The sequence below is a fragment of the Micromonospora luteifusca genome, assembly GCF_016907275.1.
GTDB lineage: Bacteria > Actinomycetota > Actinomycetes > Mycobacteriales > Micromonosporaceae > Micromonospora > Micromonospora luteifusca.
Genome location: NZ_JAFBBP010000001.1, coordinates 5711565 through 5730666, shown reverse-complemented (window position 1 = coordinate 5730666; position 19102 = coordinate 5711565). Strand labels below are relative to the sequence as shown.

Genomic DNA, 19102 nt, shown 5'->3' with positions numbered 1-19102 from the left:
GATCTGCTTGAACCCCAGGCCTTCGGCCAAGCCACGGGTTATCTCTTCACGATGAGCCAGGGCCAACATTGCACGCACGGCGAAACAACCTGTCCCACCGAACCAGCAAGATCAAAAGCTCCGATCGCCTGAACCTACCAAGCGCTACCTCCGAGCGGCTTTGGGTCAGCACGCTGGAGGGCCAGAGCGTCGCGTCGGAGGTCCCCATCAAGCGTGAGACTGGAGAGCGCGTCACGCAGCCAGACTGACGCTATGTCTGAACGAACCTCGTCGGCCCTTGCAGGACAGCGGTTGCGCCATCGAGGTCGGCGAGGCGAGACGCCAGCGTCGCCAGCGCGAGCCGCTCCGGCAGCGCTTCGCTGAACTTGAGTCCGTCAAGAGCTTTCTTGTTGACCTCGGGTAAGCACAGACGCTGGTCTGCGTCGGCGATGAGTTTCCGCCATTCGTCCCGAGTGAGATTCGCCCGCAGGCGGATCTGGCAGTCATCGAAGCGTTGGACAGGGTCGACCACCTCGGTCAACGTGGCCGCCAAGGTGGCGTTCGCGCGGAAACCGGCCCAGGTCCACCACCGCAGGTCATCGCCGTGCCGATCACGAAGGATGACGTTGCCACCCGGATGCACCAGCGCGGATCGCTCTTCCCGCTCTTGGGCGAGGCGCATGGCTGCTCGGTGAGTGAGCTTTACCGGGGGGTCGGCGCCAAGAAGCACCTCGCGCATGGCGCGGCTCAGCTCGAATCCGAGGCCTGCCCAGCCCCCGGTCGTCCAGCGAGCCTTTCCGCCGTTCTCGGCGGGTTCGACGAAGCAGCGGCGGCGCCGCCAATCGATGTAGGTGACCCGCCAACTTCGTCCGTTGAGTAGCAGTCGACGGTCGCCCTGCACCTCCTCTGTGAGCAGCGCGGGGTCGACGCGGCCCAGCTCATCGCGCCCTAGGAGGACGGTGAACTCGGGTGCTCCGACGAATACTGCTGTCATGCCCATGAAGTGTCGGTGCCCGAAGCGCCGCTCAGCTTCGGGACCGATGTAAAGCATGTCGCTGTCGCTGTCGAGGTAGCCCTGATCGATCAGGTGGCGAATGATCGGCGTGGCGCTGCGGCCGAAGGGGTCGAGACCGTTCCACCACTGCGGCCAGTTCTGATTTCCCACTTGGTGTTCTTGGAGGCAGAGCGCGAGCATCTGCTGGGCGACGATGTGCCGTGGCTCGGGCGGGGCGATGACTGGCTCGACCCATCCGCGACCCCAGAGCACCAGCAGGGCCGCTGCCTCCAGCAGGGCGTCTCCGCTGCGGGTGAGAAAGAGGCAGTTGCGGATGCTGCCGGGCCGTCGACCTGTACGCCCGAGTCGTTGCAGGAATGACGCCACGGTCGAGGGGGCGTCGATCTGAATGACGCGGTCGAGGTCACCGACGTCGATTCCCAGTTCGAGTGTGCTGGTCGAAACGATGACGCAGTCACGCGCCTCGGCGAACGCCTCCTCCGAGCGTCTTCGTTCGTCGGCGGACAGCGAGGCATGTGACAGGAAGGTGGTGATGCCGCGCTCCCGCAGGAGACTGCCGAGCTGTTCTACGGCCTGGCGGGATTCGCAGAAGACCAGCCGTTTTTCACCGGAGTGCAGCGCGGCGAGCACGGTGGCAGCATTTTGCAGGGAGCCGACGAAGTCGAGTTCGATTTCGCCCGGCGGAGGTGTTGCCGCGGTCGCTGTCGCGGCGACCGGCAGGTCCGGAGCGATGACGCGTCCGGCCCGAACACCCGCGCCGGAGCCCTGCAGCCAGGTCAGCAGGCGATCCGGATTACCCACGGTTGCCGAGAGCCCGATCCGCTGAACGGGCCGGCCGATCAGGTGGGTCAGGCGTTCCAGGACAGCGAGGAGATGCCAGCCACGGTCGTCGCCGGCAAAGGCGTGCACCTCGTCGACGACCACGGTCCGCAGGCCTGCGAAGAACGCCCGATGGTCGACGTTTCGGCTGACCAGCATCGATTCCAGGGACTCCGGCGTGGTCAGAAGTACGTCCGGGCGGGCAGCCAGGATGGCCCGCCGTCGCGACGCGGTGACGTCGCCATGCCAGAGTGCGGCCCGCCGTCCCAGCCAGTCGGCGTAGCGTTCCCAGCGCGGCAGCAGATTGTTGAGTAGGGCTTTGAGCGGGCAGAGGTAAAGCACTGAGGTCCCGGACCAGCCCTCGGCCGCCATCCGGGACAACAGCGGAAATGCCGCCGCTTCGGTTTTTCCCCCAGCGGTCGGGGCGAGGAGGAGCGTGTCCTCGCCCGCCAGAAGCGGCTCCACAGCAGCTTCCTGCAGGGGTCGCAGACCCTGCCATTGCAGGGAGTTGACGATGTGGTGCAGCAGCACAGGATGGAGCAGGTCGGCGGTGGTCACACGTCTAGTGCGATGTCGTCGGCGCTTGCGGCGTTGCGTTCCACGTCGGTCATCTCCGCTGCCGAGATGGTCGGCGCGTAGTGCTGTCTGGGGTCGAAGTCCGGGAACTGGTCGACCCGGTCGAGGACATCGCCCACCAGCTTCTTCAGATACAGACGCGGCACGATGCCGACCTTTCCACCCAGGCCGCCGGCAACGGCACGAGCCAGCTGGTCAAGATACGCGTCATCGACCAGAGTTCGTATCCGGTCGGGAGCAGTTGATGCGTCGGCGTAAAGGTCCCGAACGCGGGCGCCCAGCTCGACCAGGGACTCGATAGTGAAGCCCGGCAGGCGAATCTGCACGGCCCTGGGGTTGTCGAATCTCGGGTCCGTGGAGAAGTCGACGGCAAGCCGTTGCGCCAGCGGGGCGAGCCGCTGCACACCCTGCTGCCCGTCGTAGAAAGCCGGTGTGCCGGTGATGACGAGATGCAGCCCGGGGAAGCGGCCGGAGTGAACCTCGTCGATCAGCTGTCGCAGGGCGTTGAGTGCCTTGTCCCGGACGTCGCCACGGATCCGTTGCAGCGTCTCGACCTCATCGAGAACTAGGACCAATCCCGGATGACCGGCGTCTCGCAGGACGGTGAGTAGCCCCTGAAGGAAGGCCATGGCGCCGAAATGGTCGAGCTCGCCGCGAATTCCGGCGGCTCGTTTCGCCGACGCCGAGACCTGTGGCTGTCCGGCCATCCATGCGGCCAGACCATCGGCGACGACGGTGTCGCCCGAGCTCAACGCCACCCGGTAGCCGCGCAAGCCCAGCGCGAAGAGCGGGGAGTGCTTGCTGACCTGGGCGAGCCGCTGTTCGAGGAGCCGATCCACCGCCGCGCCCACGTCTGCCTCCGCGGCGGGATCAGCTTCGAGCGCATCGGCTTCCAGCGTGAACAGCCAGGAGTCAAGAACAGCGCGGAACGCGCTGGGTGGTATCGACGCCGTCCGCATGGACTCGGTGATGCGCCGGTACACGGTCTCCAGCCGGTGCAACGGCGTCTGGGTCTCGGAGATCTGCACCTCGGCCGCGGCGAAGCCGCGGCGAAGAGCCCGCTCGGCCAAATGTCGCGTGAAGAAGGTCTTGCCGGCGCCGTATTCGCCCCGCACCGCCTTGAACACGGCGCCACCGGACCTGACCGTGTCGAGTTCACCGTCAAGAGCGGCGGAAAATCGGTCGAGGCCGACAGCGAGCAGGTCGAGTCCGCTCTCCGGGACGGTCCCACGGCGAAGCGCATCGATCACCTCGCGTCGGCGGCGCTGGGAGACGTCCGGCGTCACGCGGGCACCTCGAACTGCTCGGTGAGGAGTGTGACGTCGAGCATGACCGTGCCGGTGGCTGGCTCGGCGGCCAGAACGGCGTACCCCTCGATGTTGAGCAGTTGCTGAACCTGCGTCAGCGCACCCCGAAGCCGGGTCTGTGCCACTCCTAGGGCTTGGGCTGCGAGGGTGGGTGCCAGCCGGTTGGCAGCCGCCCCCACCAGGGCGTCGATGATGCTCGCGATCTGATCGTCGGTGACGATGAGCCGGCCGGTGATCCTCCGCTGTGCCTTGTAGACGGAACTAGTCACGATGGCGTGGCCGAGTGTCACCGCCGGCTGCTCGGTGGCCTGTGGGCCCAGGTCGAACAGGGTCGGGCTGTCCTGTCGGACTCCGCGACTCTTGGTGGTCGCGGCCTTCTGGGCAGGCGGCTCGGCAGGCCGCCGCGGAGCGGGGGCGGAGGTTAGCCACCAGGCAGGTTCCTGCGGCAGCAGCAACTCCAGGCCGGCCCGGTTGCGGGTCTCATCAGGTACGAGCACAGCGACCGGGACGACGACCTCCGCTGCGCTCGCTCCCCCGTGGTAGCCAGCCTTCAGGGGTCCGTACCTGAGGGTCTCGTCAACGGCCAGGACGGCTCGCTGGCTGTCAGTGAGGACGCGAGGGCCGCTGACTTCAATCTCGTCGTCCTGGACGGGAGCGGTCGCCGGGCGAGAACGAGCGCTGGAAATATTCGGGTACGACCGTTGGGTGCCTTGGCGACGTTCGACGATGTGACCGTGGTCCGAGGTCACGATGACCGTCCGCCCCGCGGCGGCGGCCCGCGCTAGCAACGGCTCAAGATGTTTGACAGCGTCAGCGGTCCAAACCGTTCCTGCAGGGTCGCTGCGGTCGAGTGCGTCGTCGATCGTGTTCAAGACGACGGTCACCAGCGCCAGCTCAATGTCGTCAATGGCGCCGCCGACGCCCGGACTGACCGACCAGCCCGCTGCCGTCGTATCAACTGCCTTTTTGTGAAAGAGCCGTGCAGTGATCTTTCCACCTTTGGCGGTGAGTTCCGCGTACCCGTGCAGTTCTTCGGACTGCTGCCCGCGGGTAAGGCGGCCGGTGAGCAAAGCTGCTCGGCTTACCTCGGTGACCGAGGGCAGCGCCGCAAGCGCTGCGGACCTTCGGCGGTTGCCGGCTCCTGGCAAGGCAGCCTCTAGCCAGCCGAGGCGTGTAGTCGCGTCGGACAGGATCTCCGTCGCGACGGCGGCGCTCATGCCGTCGAGGACAAGCAGCAGCACGGGGGCCTTGCGCGCGAGCGGGATAACGCAGCCTGGCAGCAAATGCTCCAGGTACCAGATGGTTCCCGAGTCAGCGGCCACGCCGCGGCCGGTAGAGAGCGGCGCTGAGGCGAGCGCCCGGGCGAAGCGACGTTCCTGTGCGCGGCGTCGCTTCTGCGCGACCGTGACGACGGCATGGAGTGCGCTTGACAAGCTCGGATCGTCAACGCCGCCGAACGCGTCGTTGATCGCCGCGTCAGCCCACGCCGCGCTGTCGAGGTACTGGCGCACGAGAGAGCCGAGCGCAGCGGCATCCGAGGCAACGCCGGGCGATGGGTCAACCTCCGCGAGCCACCGGACAAGTCGTACGGCGGCCTTGAAGGGAACGCGCAGCGGCGTTGTCGCTCCGAGCCGGTGCGCCTGAACTGCTGCCCAGGCGGTTTCGACGGTGTTTGTGTTGTCGACATGGCCAGGTGAAGCGATTGCGCGGCGTAGGGCGTCGGCAAGCGCGACAAATCGCGCTCGTAATCCGCCGGCGAGAAGTTCTGAGTAGCGGGCCAGCGGCTCGGCATGGAGCTGCGTGAGAATTACGTCGGCCCGGTCGAGGGAGCGCGCGACATCGTCGTCGGCGCGCCGATCGTGAATCAGGTCGGACAAGAGTGTGTCCGCTGCTTGTCCGAGCGCGGCCAACGCTACCGGCGAAGGGCGGGGATCGCCCCACCGTGGTTCGAGCCGCACCAGAGCAAGTTGGGCCTGATGCGCTGTCGGCGCGTCATATCGGTCAGCGGTCAGCAACCGAAGGACTAGGCCGAGCGGCACGACGTCGGCGAGTTCGCCGCGAGACAGCAGTGCACGGATCGGGCCTGCTGCCGAGCCCGCCCGCTGGGCGATCCAGTCAAGCGTCGTGTCGGCGAGCAGGTCTCCGACGCTTCGCCGTAAGGCGCCGAGGGAGGCGACGCTCTGCGCAGCGATCGACCAGCGGAGGACGCCAAGGACGTCGGCGGTGTCCGTATCGAAGCCGAGGTGGGTTGCGGCCACGGCACCGAGCGCGTGGGTGCGGGTGAGCACCCCGGCCGGGGCTGCAGGCCAGCCCGCTTGCGGGGTTGCAGCGACCAACGCGGTGGCCAGCTCTCGGTTGTCCGGTCGGCTGGTCAGGGCGGGGTCGATCCCGGTGGCAGCGAATCGAGTCCGCACTGCCTCCCACGGGTCAGGGCTGCGCAAGCGTTGCCAGATGAAGTGGGCCAAAATACCGGCACCGAGGTCGCCATCGTCACGGTCGGTGACGACGACGAGCCAGTCGCCGCCTCGGTGGTCACCGAGCAGCTCGCGGGCGGCCAGCGCCGACTCGGCCGCTCGAACCCGTACGGTCTGGCCTTGATGTTGGAGGTCGGCGGTGATGGCTCGGTCGGGGACGCCACGGATGCCGATGATGCCGCTGCCGTAGTTCTTGGCGCGGGCCTCGTCAACGATGGCGAGCACCATCGATGCGCTCACCCGCGTTGTGGCCACGGCGACGGTCACGGCAGCACTCGCCACGTCACCTCGACGGTGACGTCGGAGTTGTCGTTCAAGAAGGTTTGCAGCCGGTCCATGATCTCTGTGTTCCCCGCTCCGCCTGCCCGGCTGGAACTCCCGGCCTTGAGGCCCGGCACCACCGGCGGCTTCGGCTTGGGCTCAGGACCCGGCGGGGGCGCGGTGCTCCCCGCCAACCACCTGAAGATCCCGTCCTCGCAGGTGGCAAGCGCCCGTCCGATCGGGACTGGCAACTCGTCCTGCTCCAGAGCGGCACGCAGTCCGTTGACGACGGCAGCAGCATCCGCGGCGCGGCTTCCCTCGCGGTCCATAGCTTCGCGAAGCGGGTCGAGCCGGTGCCAAGAAAACGCAATGAGCGCCTTCTCGACAGCGTCCGCAGAAGCCAGCGATTTACCCGCGGCGACTGGAGTCGCACCGCCGAGATCCGCCTTCGCCAACACCTGGACGAGCTTGACGCCGTCCAGATGACGCAGTTGCTGCATCAGCGCGGAACAGGCTTTGGCGGTCCTCAACCGACTACCTTCGGCAATCGCCAAACGTCGGTACGCCGTCTCGATCGCTCCCACCAACCCGGGCGCTGTCTTCGATAGTTCCGCTGCCTTGGTGGCGACCTGCCCGACGAAATCAGCCACAGTGGGCGCGGTGAGATACGCCCCGGCCGTGATGCCGAGCATCGCGCCGGCCACGGTTCGCGCCGTCTCCCAATCACCGGCGGCCGGCAGTTCCTGGGTGCGCAACTCCATTACCGGGTTGAGCGAGCCAGGCTCCGGTACGATCGGTAGCGCCGTCTCCTGTTGGAACCAGGCCCGCTGCCGCAGCGCCGCCCATGCGATGACAACCAGGTCGGCGACCTCGTCCCTCAGGCCATGGGCGGGCGAGACGTCCCGAATCCAGCGTCGCAGCTCCGCCACGGTCACCGGACCGTCGGCGGGCTTACCCTGCTCCTGCGCTCGTCGGCCGAGTGCCCGCTCGATCTCCTGACCCCACGGAGTGAACCGATCGTCGCCGAAGAGGTAGTGCATCTCCGTGGCCTTGCCGACGCCGAGAGGCTCCGCGATCCGTCGTACCACGGCGGCGTCGGCCTGAAGCTCGACGCGCTTCTCGCTGTCCGCCGCGGTCTGTGCGACGTACCGAGCAACGGCTTTGAGGTCGCGGACTTTGACCTCCACATCACCGGGCTCGAACAGCGGATGCGCAGGGTAGATGGCCTTGAATGCCTGATCGAGCAGGTTGTTGAATGCCTGACCGAGCGTGGCGCCGACCGGATTTGCCGGGGCGAAGCGCCGCTCGAAGGAGAACAACGTCCGCTCGTGCGACGCGTCCTCGAGAAGGACGCCAGGGCGCGGTGACGCGGCGCCGTATGCCTGCTGAACCGCGTCCTCAAGGCTGCGTCGCAGCGTGTTGCGCTGGGACTCCAGGATCGACCGGGCCAAGGCACGGTCAGCCTCGTTGAGGTGGTCGGCGTGACCTTGCCAGCGTTCGGTGCTGCCGTCGAGCAGCCAGTTGAGGATGACCAGGCGCCGCAGCTCGCGGATTTTGTCATCAGACAGGAACCGCGGCAGCCACACAACGGTGCGCTCCTGCACGCCCCGCGCCACCATCTCGTCCAGCCGCTGCAGATCCTCGACCGTGGAGTGGCCCGGGTCGTCGAACGGATGGTCGATGACGATCCGCCAGGTGTCCGGCGCAGCGCGGAAGTGGTCGTCGGACAGCCAGCTACGGTCGCGGACGTTACCGAAGAGCACATCGACCTTGCGCTTCGAACCACGCCAGACGAAGTCGTACGGGTATGCGCCCTGCAGGTCCTGGGACGCCAGAGTGACGCCGAGACTGTCGCTGACAAGGTCCTTCAACAACTCACGGCGTCGGCCCTCGTTGTCCTCGGCCTTGGCCCGCTCCACGATCGACTCGTAGTCGACGTCGGACAGCTGCACCCGGATCGTCGGGTTGCGGTCGTCGCCGTCGAGGTGAATCTCCGGGATGTCCCGGGCCCAGGTACGCACCTTGGACAACACCACCGCTGCCTCACCGCCCGGCAAGGGCGACACGATCGACCCGTGGTTGAGCGACGCGAGCCGGGCCGCGGTCAGCGCCATCAGGGCCGGCACCCTCGGGGCGACGGCCGACAGCAGGAGAGTCTTGGCCAGACGGTCATCGGTGCGGAAGCCGGGCGGAACCTTCTCCGGCTCCTCCCGCAGCGTCCGCTCGTCGATGCCGTGGATACCGAGCAGCAGCGGTCGCAGTTTGTCCGTGTACAGCTTGTTGGCTGACCGAAACAGCGCGGCCGCCTCAGCGTCCAACGCCTGCCCGGTCTGGCCCTGAACGACGAGGTCGAAGGAGTCTCCGACCGGAATGATCTGGTCGATGGTCAGGGTCTCGCGCCGGTCGACGAGCATCTGCTGCATCACCTTGAGCGCGGTCCGCTCGCGCTGCATGACGCTGGCCAGGCTACGCAGCGTGGACACCAGGGCCGGCGAGAACGGGTAGGTGAGGCGGAACGCTTTTTCGTCGGAGCCGCGATGCCGCTCGTCGGTGTTCACGCCATCGAGAAGCACATCCCAGACGGCAGGGCGGCGGTCGATTGTCCCGAAAGCGCCCTCGAGGACCGCGGCAGCCTCAGCGTTCTGGGGCTGCAGGAGACGCCGATTAGCGACGTACGGAAGGTTGTCGTCGCCCAGCGGGATGACTCCGAACCGGCCCTCCTGATGGCGGAAGGCGCGATCCAGCGCGTCCTGCTCCGCACCGCTGGCGCCGGAGTCGGCGAACCAGCGCCGCAGGTCCATCTGCCGAGCCACGAAAGAGATCAGCGGGATAGGCCGCCCGCCGATGGACGACTCGACCAGCTTGGTGAGTTTCTGTGACTCCCGGCGGAAGAACTCCCGGTCCTGAACCGAGAACGCCAACCACAGGACCAGCTCGTCGAGGAACAGCACCACGGCGTCGTAGTTGAGGCTCTTGGCGTGCACCGAGATTGCCGCGAGCCCGGTGTCCAGGTCGACGTACTCCGCTTGCTGCGTATACGAGCGGAAGTACGTGTCGACCAGGGCCGACACCAGCTTCTGTCGGCTGGGACTCGCCGCCGAGGCCGCACGCGCCTCGGCGTAACGAACCGCATCCCACTGCCCCTTACCCAGGACGGCAGCCCAGGGGTCGGCCGCGCCGCCGCTCTCGCCGTTTGCATCACCGTTGAGGCCGGCGAAGAACTGCTGGTCACCGAGTTGGGCTCGGTAACGCTCCGCGTCTTCGAGAAGAGCGTCGGACTTGTGTACGGCGGGCAGCGGCGCACCGGGATGGCGTTCGGCGATCTGGCGGATGTACCCCTGAAAGAGGGCTTCCTCCATCGTCCGCGCGCCGAGCAGGTGGAAGGCGAGCGGCAGGATCTTCCGGTCTGCCAGGACAGGATCGTGGCGCGCCACTACGGGCTGAAGCTCAGCCTTGGAGCGGGCGGCAGGCTCATGCTGTAACAGGGCATGCAGTACGGCCATGAAGTGCGACTTACCCGAACCGAACGAGCCGGTAAGGAACGAACCACGGCTCGTACCGGAGGTGATGCCCTCGGCCACCAGTCCCATCGCCGCATCGAAGGCCTCGACTAGGGCATCAGTGACGACGTATTCGTCGAGAGTGCGCTGAACCGCGCTGTGCCCTACCGAGTCGGTCAGGCGCAGGACGTAGTCCTCCGCACCGGCGCGCTCAGGAATGGTGATGACGTCGCGGAGCGGGGTGTTCACGCCTTCTCCTCAAGCTGCATCGTCGTGGCTGTCACGATCTCGGTCAACGTCCGCGACCAGCGGCCGGCGGCTTCCAAGCGCCAAGCTGCCCGACGGTCATGCCCACCTGGTGAGCGCGACCGCGCAGCTGCTCCTCCAGGTAGTCCGCCAGGTTGAGCTGGTAGGTGGGGTCGGTCTCGTCGTGCCATTGCCGCACCCAGGGCTGGAGTTCCGCGAGTCCAGCCACCAGGGGGACCAGCTTATCGTCAGCCCAGCCTTCGGCCTCTCGCTCGGCGATCACCGCATTCAGGGCCAGGGCCTGCTGCGCGTGGTCCCAGCCGGCCCAACCGAGCAGCTGAGTGGGGTCGGTCTCACGGCCGGCGTCCGGGTAGAGGATGAACCGCTCCTTGGGCACATCGAGCTTGCCCCGATGCTGCCACCACGACTGCTTCCGAAAATCCGCTGACGCGTATTTAGGCGGCACCGGAATCTCGTCGAGCTTCTCGCCCGTGTCTTCGCGGCGTTGCAAATTCCAGGTGCATTCCCAGGCCTCGCGCTTCCGCAGGCCGGAATCCTTGAGCCGGTAGGCGGCCAGGAAGGGCACGCTCTCGGTGTCCAGCAGCTTGGCGAGCTGCTGTGTGACCGAGCGGTCCTTGCGGCCGTCCCACAACTGCAGAACGGAGACGAGATTAGGGTCACGGGTCACGATGTCGGCCAGCTGAGCAACCGACCGCGCGGTGGGCCGTCCGGATTTGTCGAACCAGTATTTTGGCTCCTCAAACTTGTCGAGAAGCCATGCTCGAAGCGCTGACGTTAGGCGCTCATCCCAGGAAGCAAGCACCCATTGCCTCTTGAACTCCGGCCGCTCGAGAAGTCGTATAAGAGGATTATTGTTGATTTCGGACAGGCGAGCATTCAAAAGTTGTTGATAGTCTGCCGGCAGCCTTTCCGGAAGGTCCGATTGAATTGCAATGCCCTTCCGGGTGAACCATGCCTTTTCGGGACCAGAAACATTGTCGCCCCGCCGAGCAAGCGCTATCTCAAATGCACGGTCACCCAGCTTTATTGCAGGCGGTTCATTTAGGTAAATCAGGTCAGCGTCAACTGTCAACTTGAAGGACCTGTACACCTCCCAGTCGAGCTCCTCCTGATTAGCGATAAGTTCACCAAGTGTGCCTAAATACGCTTCGCGTAATTCATCAATTCGCTCCCGCGTTGGAGGATCACCACCAGAAACGAGTGCGGCCTCGGGGAGCAGCTCGTTTAGACGCGCGGCCAAGAAATCCAACTTCTGCGCTCGAATTCTCGGCAGACTATCTGGAACAGGAAACTGCGTGAGCATGGTGGAGGTCATCTGATAGGTGCGCAGCCATGGAATATCGGCCGCACCTCCCTTTGGTTTACATTTACGCTTGAGCCAGAATGACGCGGCGGAAGAATTGAGTAGGCCAACCAACGAAACAAAGTCGTCTTCTGTCGCTGAAGCCGGAAGCTTCACTATTGGCGCTGTCCTGTTGAATACCCTCTGGAGCTTGTCCAGGCAAAAGCTATTTTGAGATGCAACTTCAGCGAAGGCGATCTTCCACGGATGCGCATTATGATCCAGCGGAAGCTGGTGCCACGCAAGCCACTCTCGCCCCTCGGAGCGGTAGTCTCCCGCACCGAAGGCTCGCGCCCACAGCTCGGTACGCAACGGCCAATAATAGCGGAGCGCAGCGCCGAGGCTGCCCTCGATGCTGGGTCGGCCGGGGAGAATCCTCGGTAGCATTGCCGACTCTGCAAACGAAACGTTCCAGTCGCGCACTCCGTCTCCACGAGCCGCATCCTCGATCAGCTCAGGCGGCATTTTCCACCGGACAGCGGCGTGCTTCGGCATAAAAAACGCTTCATCCGCATGAGAATCGCCGTAGAAGCCGATCCTATATGTCATCTGCTTGAGCTTCCGGAATTTGTCCATCAAGCCCAGCAGTTCCTCGGACCCATCTCCAGCGAGTACCCAAGGGTGTTGCGCGAGGGATAATCTAGGGGCGTCAATTACCTTGATGAATGGGTCCTCGTACCCAACAATCCCGCAGCATCTCGATAAAGCAGTCCAGTAGGGCCCTGCACCATTATCTCCTACAGAACGTGACTCCCGCCTACCCTTACTTAGAACTAGGCGAACCACGCTCGAGGAGGGCGGCCCTGGCTTGCCGATCAGAATCACCGTGGGCGTACCGTCTGAATTATGGCCCGGAATCCACGCACCTTCGCTGTTCAAAATCATTTTCACGTCTTGGGTCGGAAGGAACTTTTCCACCAGGTAACGCCCAAAACCGCGCTGCATGAAGGAGTTGGATGTGATCTGACCAACCCATCCAGCAGGGCGTCCATTGCGATCCAGCCGAGCAAGCTGAAAGAATCTCTCCATGAAGGGTATCGACAGAACCCACAATCCGGTGCATGTCGCGTAACGGCTCTTGATAGCGGACTTCAGCTTGCTGTCCCGGACCGTAATGTAAGGCGGATTGCCGACGACTACATCGTACTGACGCGCTTCAAGGATTGAGTTAAGAAGGGCAAGATCTTCGGTCTTGTAAGTAAATCCGCTTAGCGATGAATCGGTATCGGCTACGCCAGGAAGTTCGAGCTCCGTCTGAGCGCGGCCGTGCAGCAAGGAGTCACCGGACGCCAGGTGCAGCTGGAACGCTGGGGCGGATTCGAGCGACCTTAGCCCGCTCGCTAGCAACGATGCAACCAGAAGCCGAAAGCGTGCTATTGCGACGGCAAATGGATTGACGTCTACGCCATGGAGTGCATCGAGTACGTTCTGCACGCGGGTCTGCGCTTCCATGCCTGGGGCGCGAGCAGACCATCGGTCATTCAACCGGGCAAACGCACCTAGTAGGAAGTGGCCGGAGCCGCAGGTGGGGTCGATGAGCTTGAAGCCCTCGAGCGGTCGCTCAGCGAGCGCTGGCTCCATCGTCTGGTCGAGGATGAACTCCTCGACGAAATCCGGCGTCTGGAGCAGCGCGAACGTCTTCTTGGCGTAGTCGGAGAGGTCTTGGTAGAGGTCACCGAGGAATCGAGTCGACAGATCGGGATCGGCGAGGTCCCAGACGAGGTCGCCGTCGGCGGTGCGTTCGCGCCAGAAGGCGATGAGCCGCTTTGCGGCCTGACCTGACGGACAGACCGTCCACAGCGGCGAATGCGACTCGACCAGATCCCGGGTCGCCTTCGTGTTCCGCAGGTATTCGACAGCCTGGAGCACCCACTCGCGGTCGGTGTCTTCGGGATGAGCGCGGAAGTAGGCGAGTTCCGCGTCCAGGGCCTCCTGCCGACGGTCGGCGGGGCCGGCGATCCAGACCGGCTTGAGTAGGCGGTTGTCCTCGCAGAATCGTACGAAGACCGTGGTCAGCACCCATGCGACCGCGGCCTGCGTTACCCGGTCGTCGCGCCACTCCTGCCACGACATGGCCGTCCGCTCGCGGCTTTCTGCGGCCTTGTGCTCCTGCTTCCACGTTGCCAGGACGTCGGGCTGCGAGGCAACACGGTCGCGAAGGTCGTCCTCCAGATCGAGGACTACCTTCTTGAGCGCTGCCGTCAACCCCGTTGAGACCGCCATTGCTACTGCTCCTTCTGGGTGGCTGCGCTCAGAGCAGCTGTGCTGTCGATCCACTCGTTGTCGAGGTTGACGAACTGGTTGGGTGCGGCAAGCGGAACCGGCCGGCCGTCAATCACAGGACCGTGGTTGCCATTGAGCTGCGGCACGAGCAGCCAGACCGCCCGACGGCGCGGGGCGGCCAGGTCGGTCCAGCGGGTGAGCAGCGCCATGTTGTCGTAGCGGGCGAGCGGCGAGGCATCCGTGAGCAGCACCGGCGAGTCCGCACGTCCCGCGGTGAGCGCCCGCTCGACGGCGGCCTCGACCTCGGGCCAGGCTCTGCGGACCAGCTCTTCCAAACCGCGTCGGGGACGACTCGACTCACGTTCGGCGTCGGCGGCACGCACCAGATCCCACGGCATGTTGGCGGCCGCGGACACCGAACGCAGCGCATCCAGCAACACGCCGGTCAGGTCGACCGTCGTCGCCCCGTACCGGGCCTGGGCGGCGCCGATCAGCCGACCAAGACGATCGGCGCGGGTGCCGAGCGCGAGGAACGACCGGCTGCCAATCGAGGTTTCCAGCCTGGCGCCCAGCGCGCCCGTGGTGCCTACCGGGGAGGTGGTCGTCGCGAGACTGGTCGCCGACCGGGAATCCAGCCCGGTTGTCGCGGCGCCGGTGTGCAGGGCCCGGTAGACCCGGAGCCGATCGTCGAACGTCAAGCCGAGCCCGGCGTCTGCGATCAGACTGTCGAGCGCTGGCCTCCGCGGCAGTTCCGGCGCTGCGGGGAACCGGACCCGTACTCGTTCGCGGATCTCGTCCGGGGTGAGCTGCTGTCCGCCGAAGTCCGCGAATGTCTGGGCCAAGGCCGCGACGGCGGTGAGATCGCGGTGGTGTAGGTCGCCAGCGCCTGAGGCAGCCGCGTGGGTCGATGCGGCGGCGGCCAGAGTCACCCGACGCAACGGGTCGGCGAGAGCCGGCGGCCAGCCGCTTTCGGTGGGGACAGCCGCTTCGAGGCGTGCCTGCGCGCGTTGGGCCGGAATGACCGCGTTCGCGGCGTCGCCGGTTGCGTTGACCAGTTGATCCGCTTCCGTTGCGAGTGACTCAGCGACATCGCACAGCGCCTGATCCTCAGCCAGCAGCGTGACCACTCGCCCGCGCCGACGTACCCAGACGGGCGGCTGCGAGCCGTCGGCCTTGTTCATCGCCTTACGACGTTCCAACGCGAAGCGAAGCAGGCCACGAGCGAGCCGCTCGTCCGGATGCGCACCGGGCCGCAGCGTTTCGACCACCGTACGAGTCAACTCGGCGACCGTCGCGACCGAGCCGAGTTCGGTGAGTCGGATCGAGACGGCCTCGGCCAAGCGGTCGAGCAGCGCCCGCGCATCACGGTCTCCGGCCCACCGCTCTTGCAGGGTTCCGAGCAGCGTCGTGATGCGCGACTGTTGCACCGGCTCGTCGAGATTCGCTCCAAGCTGAGCATGCGTCGCAAAGGCATCGAGCGCCGTGTCGAATCCCAAGATCAAGCGAGCGACTCCGCCGCGTGACGGGGAGCGAGGTGTGGCGACAACGCGGAGCAACAGATTGGCGGCGTCGGTGGGAGTCAGCTCCGGGCCACCACGTTCGGTCGTGCGGATCTCAGTCCCGAGCCGGGCGCGCCACTCCTTGATACGCGAGGTGATCTGCAAACGAGTTGCGTTCGCGACGCCCTGTAGGCGGGACAGCTGCACCGGGTCGACGGTCAGTAGCTCGCCAACCGTCTGGACGCCGTAGGGTTCCAGCGCCGACAAGGCGCGAGCCGTCAACCCGGAGTCACGCAGCGGCGTGGTCGGTGTGGCTTGAGCTGCGAGCTCGTCGTAGGACTCGTCCGGCTCGGTCGTGGCGTCCTGCGCGAAAATCGTCAGCCATGCGGCCCGCATTCCTTCCGCGGTGTGGTGCCGGGCTTTGGCATCGCTGGCCAGCGCCTTGCGGAAGAAGTCGACCAGGTCGCCAGCCAGCGTGGTGTCGAACATCTCCGGCCGAATGGTGGCCTCGTCCTGGATGCTCCCTGGGTCGCCTTCGCCGTCCCCGTACACGGGCGTGCTGCCGGTCGCCATCTCGAAGAGAACCACGCCGGCGGCATATCGTTCCGCTGCCGAGTCGTACCGGTCCCGTGTGCCGGTCAGGAAAGGGTCGAGGTACGGCGGGGTGCCGGCCTGGAGAGCGGAGGCCGCGGCCCGGGTCAGTGAGAAGTCGAAAAGGATCAAATGCTTGGTGCGGTCGCTGCGGCTTTCCCGTACACCCAGGTTGGAAGGCTTGATGTCTCGGTGGTCGATCCCGGCCTTGTCCAGCGTGACCAGGCTGTCAAGCAGGTCCGTTCCGTATCGTTCAAGTAGGTCGATTGACAGGCGAGTACGCGCCCGCAGCGCGGTCGTGAGAGTCTCCGGCCCGGCACTTTCGAGTAAAAGAGCACGCCGGCCGCCGACGACGATCGGTCCTTCGAGAACTTTCACGATGCGGGGGGCGTCGAGACGACGCAGCACCTCCGCCTCATCGTCGAGCCGGGTCGCGGCGGTGTCGTCAAGGGCCACTTTCAGGACGCACTCGCCGTTTCCGTCGATGTGCAGATCCTGCACGAGCAGACCCACAGCAGTCGAGCCCTGCCCGAGGCGCCGGATCAGCCGGAAGCGTCCATCAAGGACCGTACCGGGTGTCGCCTCGAGCGGATCGGTCTCCTCGCTTGAGGTCGCGGAGTCGCGCTCGGCCGCGGCGAGCTGCGACAGGAAAGTCGCTACGTCGGCCGTCCGCCGACTAGGCGCCGGATCAGTTGCTTTGAGGACGAGCGATCGCAACGCCGACGGGACCTGAGGCAGCTCGATCGCCAGGTCGAGGCCGTGCTGGTCGCGCAGTCGTTGCTTGAGAGCGCTCCGGGTGGGTGCTGGCGCTCTCCCGGTGATCAGGTAGAAGGCGAGTGTCCCCAGGCCGAAAACATCGAGCCGGATACGGTCGGCGTCTGCGCTCCACGCCCCTTCAGGGGCGCTGAACACCTCGGCCGCTCCCGGTCCGTGATTCGCGAGGGCCGCGTCGACCAGCGAGGTCACCCCGTGGAGGGAAGAGTTGGCGGCCGAGCCGTTCTGGACGCTGCCGGCGCCCTGCCAGTCGCCGACCCGCACCTTGACGTCGCTCTGGGTTCCGGGAACCGGGCGCACCCACACCGCAGGCGGAATCAGCCCGCGGTGTACGACCCTGTTGTTGTGGGCGTACTGCAGCGCCTCGCCGATCTGGCGAATCATCGACAACTGCGTTGCCAGCGGCACACCCTGATCCTGGCCGGCCAGCCATAGGTCGAGACGCTGCCACTGCTGGTCATAGGGGTAGACGAGCCCGATGCCGAGTTCGGATTCGACCAAGTCACGCGGGCGCAGCAGCCCGTCGTGCTGCAACCGGGACATGATGCGGAACTCATGCTCCGCGATCTGCCGGGCCGACGCCCGCTCCTGCTGGCCGGCGGCCGGTGGTAGGACTCGGAACCGGATCCGGGCGCGGTCCTGCTGGACCACCCGGTGGTAGGCGAGCCAGTCCTGCCAGCCCTCGTCAGAATCGATGGCCTGGTCCTCAATGACCCAGGACCCCGCCTCACGCTCACGGCGTTGTACGAGGCCGATGCGTTCAAGCAGCTTAACCAGGATGTGTTCCTGGTTCGGGCCGATCGCCCGCCGCCCCGCGGGTTCGAGCACCAGTTCAGATATGCCGGCCAGGTTGCTTCGGTCGCTGTGGTCATCCAGGCCATAAAGGTTGATAGCGCTGGATGAACTGAGGACGCAGCGCAGGTCGGGGTGGTGCAGGAACACCGCCTCCTGCACGAACGGGATGACGTCTCGCTCGTCGGGAATCTGAACGTTCTGCTCCTGCGCCCACAGACGCAGCTCGTCCTTTAGCTTGCTCGCGAAAAACTGCGCTTTGCGCCGGGTCAGCTTGAGCGGAGAATCTTCGGGGCGCCGACCGTCGCGGGCCCAACGCTGATCATCGCCGCGGAGGGTGCCAGAGTAGTACTTGAGCTCGATGAGGTGGAGTTGTTTGCGACCGAGCAGAAGTAGGTCTACCTCGTGCCATCGACCCCGCGAATCGCGGAACTCGAAGTTCGACCACGCGCGAAACGGCGTCTCGCCGGGCATGATCGCGCGGACCAGTGCCAACCCTTCGGCTTCGTGCGGAAACTGCGAGGGCGAGACCTCGATCCAGCGGTCCTGCCCAGCCTCTGCCACCGTTCACCCTCCGCACCGCGCCTGGTCCGTCCCTGAACCTACTGCCCCGGGCCGCAGGAGCATACCCGGTCAGTAGCGGGTGGCCATCGTCTCCGCTCCGCAAGTTGTTGCCCTACGAGGGAGATGTACATCCGCGGGAATCGTGTTGGCTGATTAGCTAGAGGCTTTCAGACGGATGGGGTGTTGACGGCCGTGCTGGCCGGCCCCAGCCGCTCCCCGAAAGACGTATAGCCTGTTCGGCTGCGGAGCTGGGTGCTCGGAATTCGAGTGGCGGTTCTATGGGCGATTTGAGGGCGTCGGTCGCAGAGCGGGGCGAGTCCGATTCTGGTGCCAGCGTCTCGGCGCGGCAGCCCTGGTGAGGTGAGACATTCGTCCACAAAGCGCGTGAGCCGGGTCGCATCTGGCCATGCGTGCCGTGCTGGTGACTGTTAGTAACCGACGTCGTCCCTCCCCAGAGTTACAAGAGGCGTAGAGGCCCGGTTAGACGCTGCGGTCAACGCGCGCCAAAGATCGCCGTCGCGTCCGGTCCTTTGGATTCGAGGCACCGTCTGACTCATCACAATGATCGAGAAGGCGATGAGCAGGGCGGACGAGAAGACCCGGGAGTACCGACCTACTCGGCCGTGGTCGGGGATGTCTTGGGCAGGCAAGCCCGGTGGCGGAGTCTGCGCAGTACCCACCGGCGCCACATCAGGCGACGCAGTCCGAAGCGGTAGATGATTGCGCACTCCATGCGCGCGAACTCTGGCTCGCGGATCGAGGCATACGGGCACTTGCCGCCAACGGCATCAAGCTCATGCTAAAACGTCGCGGCCAGCGCGCCGGCGTCGCGAACGTCCACGCCCACCGCTGGCGGCACAACTTCGCCCACGAGTGGAAACGCGCCGGCGGCGACACAGGCGACCTGATGCTGCTGCTCGGTTGGACCTCAGACGACATGCCCCGGCACTACGGCGCCAGCGCAGCCGCCGAACGCGCCCAGGAAAGCCAATCTCGCGTCGGGATCGGTGAGCGTGTCTGAACCCGACGAACCGACAGCCGGGTCGACGGGGCTGACGCCGGGGCAGCGTCGACGCCGGGCACGCATAGCCGCCCACGCATCCTGGGCCAGAACGACCG

Annotated in this window: 7 protein-coding genes; 1 reads left to right on the top strand and 6 read right to left on the bottom strand. The window is 65.8% G+C overall.

Annotation, left to right across the window (positions count from 1 at the left end; all coding sequences use genetic code 11):
• Positions 1-250 precede the first annotated feature (250 nt).
• The 6 genes from JOD64_RS26130 to pglW are packed head-to-tail and all read right to left on the bottom strand — an operon-like array spanning position 251 to position 17983.
• The gene (locus JOD64_RS26130; protein WP_204944671.1) at positions 251-2371 is read right to left on the bottom strand and encodes a DEAD/DEAH box helicase; all 2121 of its coding nucleotides are present in this window, start codon (positions 2369-2371) and stop codon (positions 251-253) included.
• Positions 2368-3675 carry a BREX system ATP-binding protein BrxD gene (gene brxD / locus JOD64_RS26125; protein ID WP_204944670.1) on the bottom strand — a complete coding sequence of 436 codons (1308 nt, stop codon included), beginning with the start codon at positions 3673-3675 and terminating at the stop codon, positions 2368-2370. Before brxD ends, JOD64_RS26130 begins: the two co-directional genes overlap by 4 nt.
• Positions 3672-6437, bottom strand: coding sequence for a BREX-2 system phosphatase PglZ (gene pglZ / locus JOD64_RS26120; protein ID WP_204944669.1), 2766 nt, complete (start codon positions 6435-6437; stop codon positions 3672-3674). Before pglZ ends, brxD begins: the two co-directional genes overlap by 4 nt.
• Positions 6434-10180 (bottom strand): DUF6079 family protein, encoded by a 3747-nt coding sequence (locus JOD64_RS26115; RefSeq protein ID WP_204944668.1) that lies wholly within the window; start codon positions 10178-10180, stop codon positions 6434-6436. The genes pglZ and JOD64_RS26115 overlap by 4 nt, the downstream gene beginning before the upstream one ends.
• A gap of 43 nt (positions 10181-10223) precedes the next feature.
• Positions 10224-13763 (bottom strand): BREX-2 system adenine-specific DNA-methyltransferase PglX, encoded by a 3540-nt coding sequence (pglX, locus tag JOD64_RS26110; protein WP_204944667.1) that lies wholly within the window; start codon positions 13761-13763, stop codon positions 10224-10226.
• Between the two features lie 2 nt (positions 13764-13765).
• Complete coding sequence (gene pglW, locus JOD64_RS26105) at positions 13766-17983, bottom strand: BREX system serine/threonine kinase PglW (RefSeq protein WP_204944665.1); 4218 nt, start codon at positions 17981-17983, stop codon at positions 13766-13768.
• Between the two features lie 655 nt (positions 17984-18638).
• On the opposite strand from pglW, the gene JOD64_RS26100 reads away from it, so the two are divergent.
• On the top strand, positions 18639-19004 hold the full coding sequence (locus JOD64_RS26100; protein ID WP_307813665.1) for a tyrosine-type recombinase/integrase: 366 nt from the start codon (positions 18639-18641) through the stop codon (positions 19002-19004).
• Positions 19005-19102 lie beyond the last annotated feature (98 nt).

Excerpts from the sequence above, each read along its gene's own strand:
- pglX (WP_204944667.1), bottom strand. The coding sequence starts at position 13,763 with ATGGCGGTCTCAACGGGGTTGACGGCAGCGCTCAAGAAGGTAGTCCTC.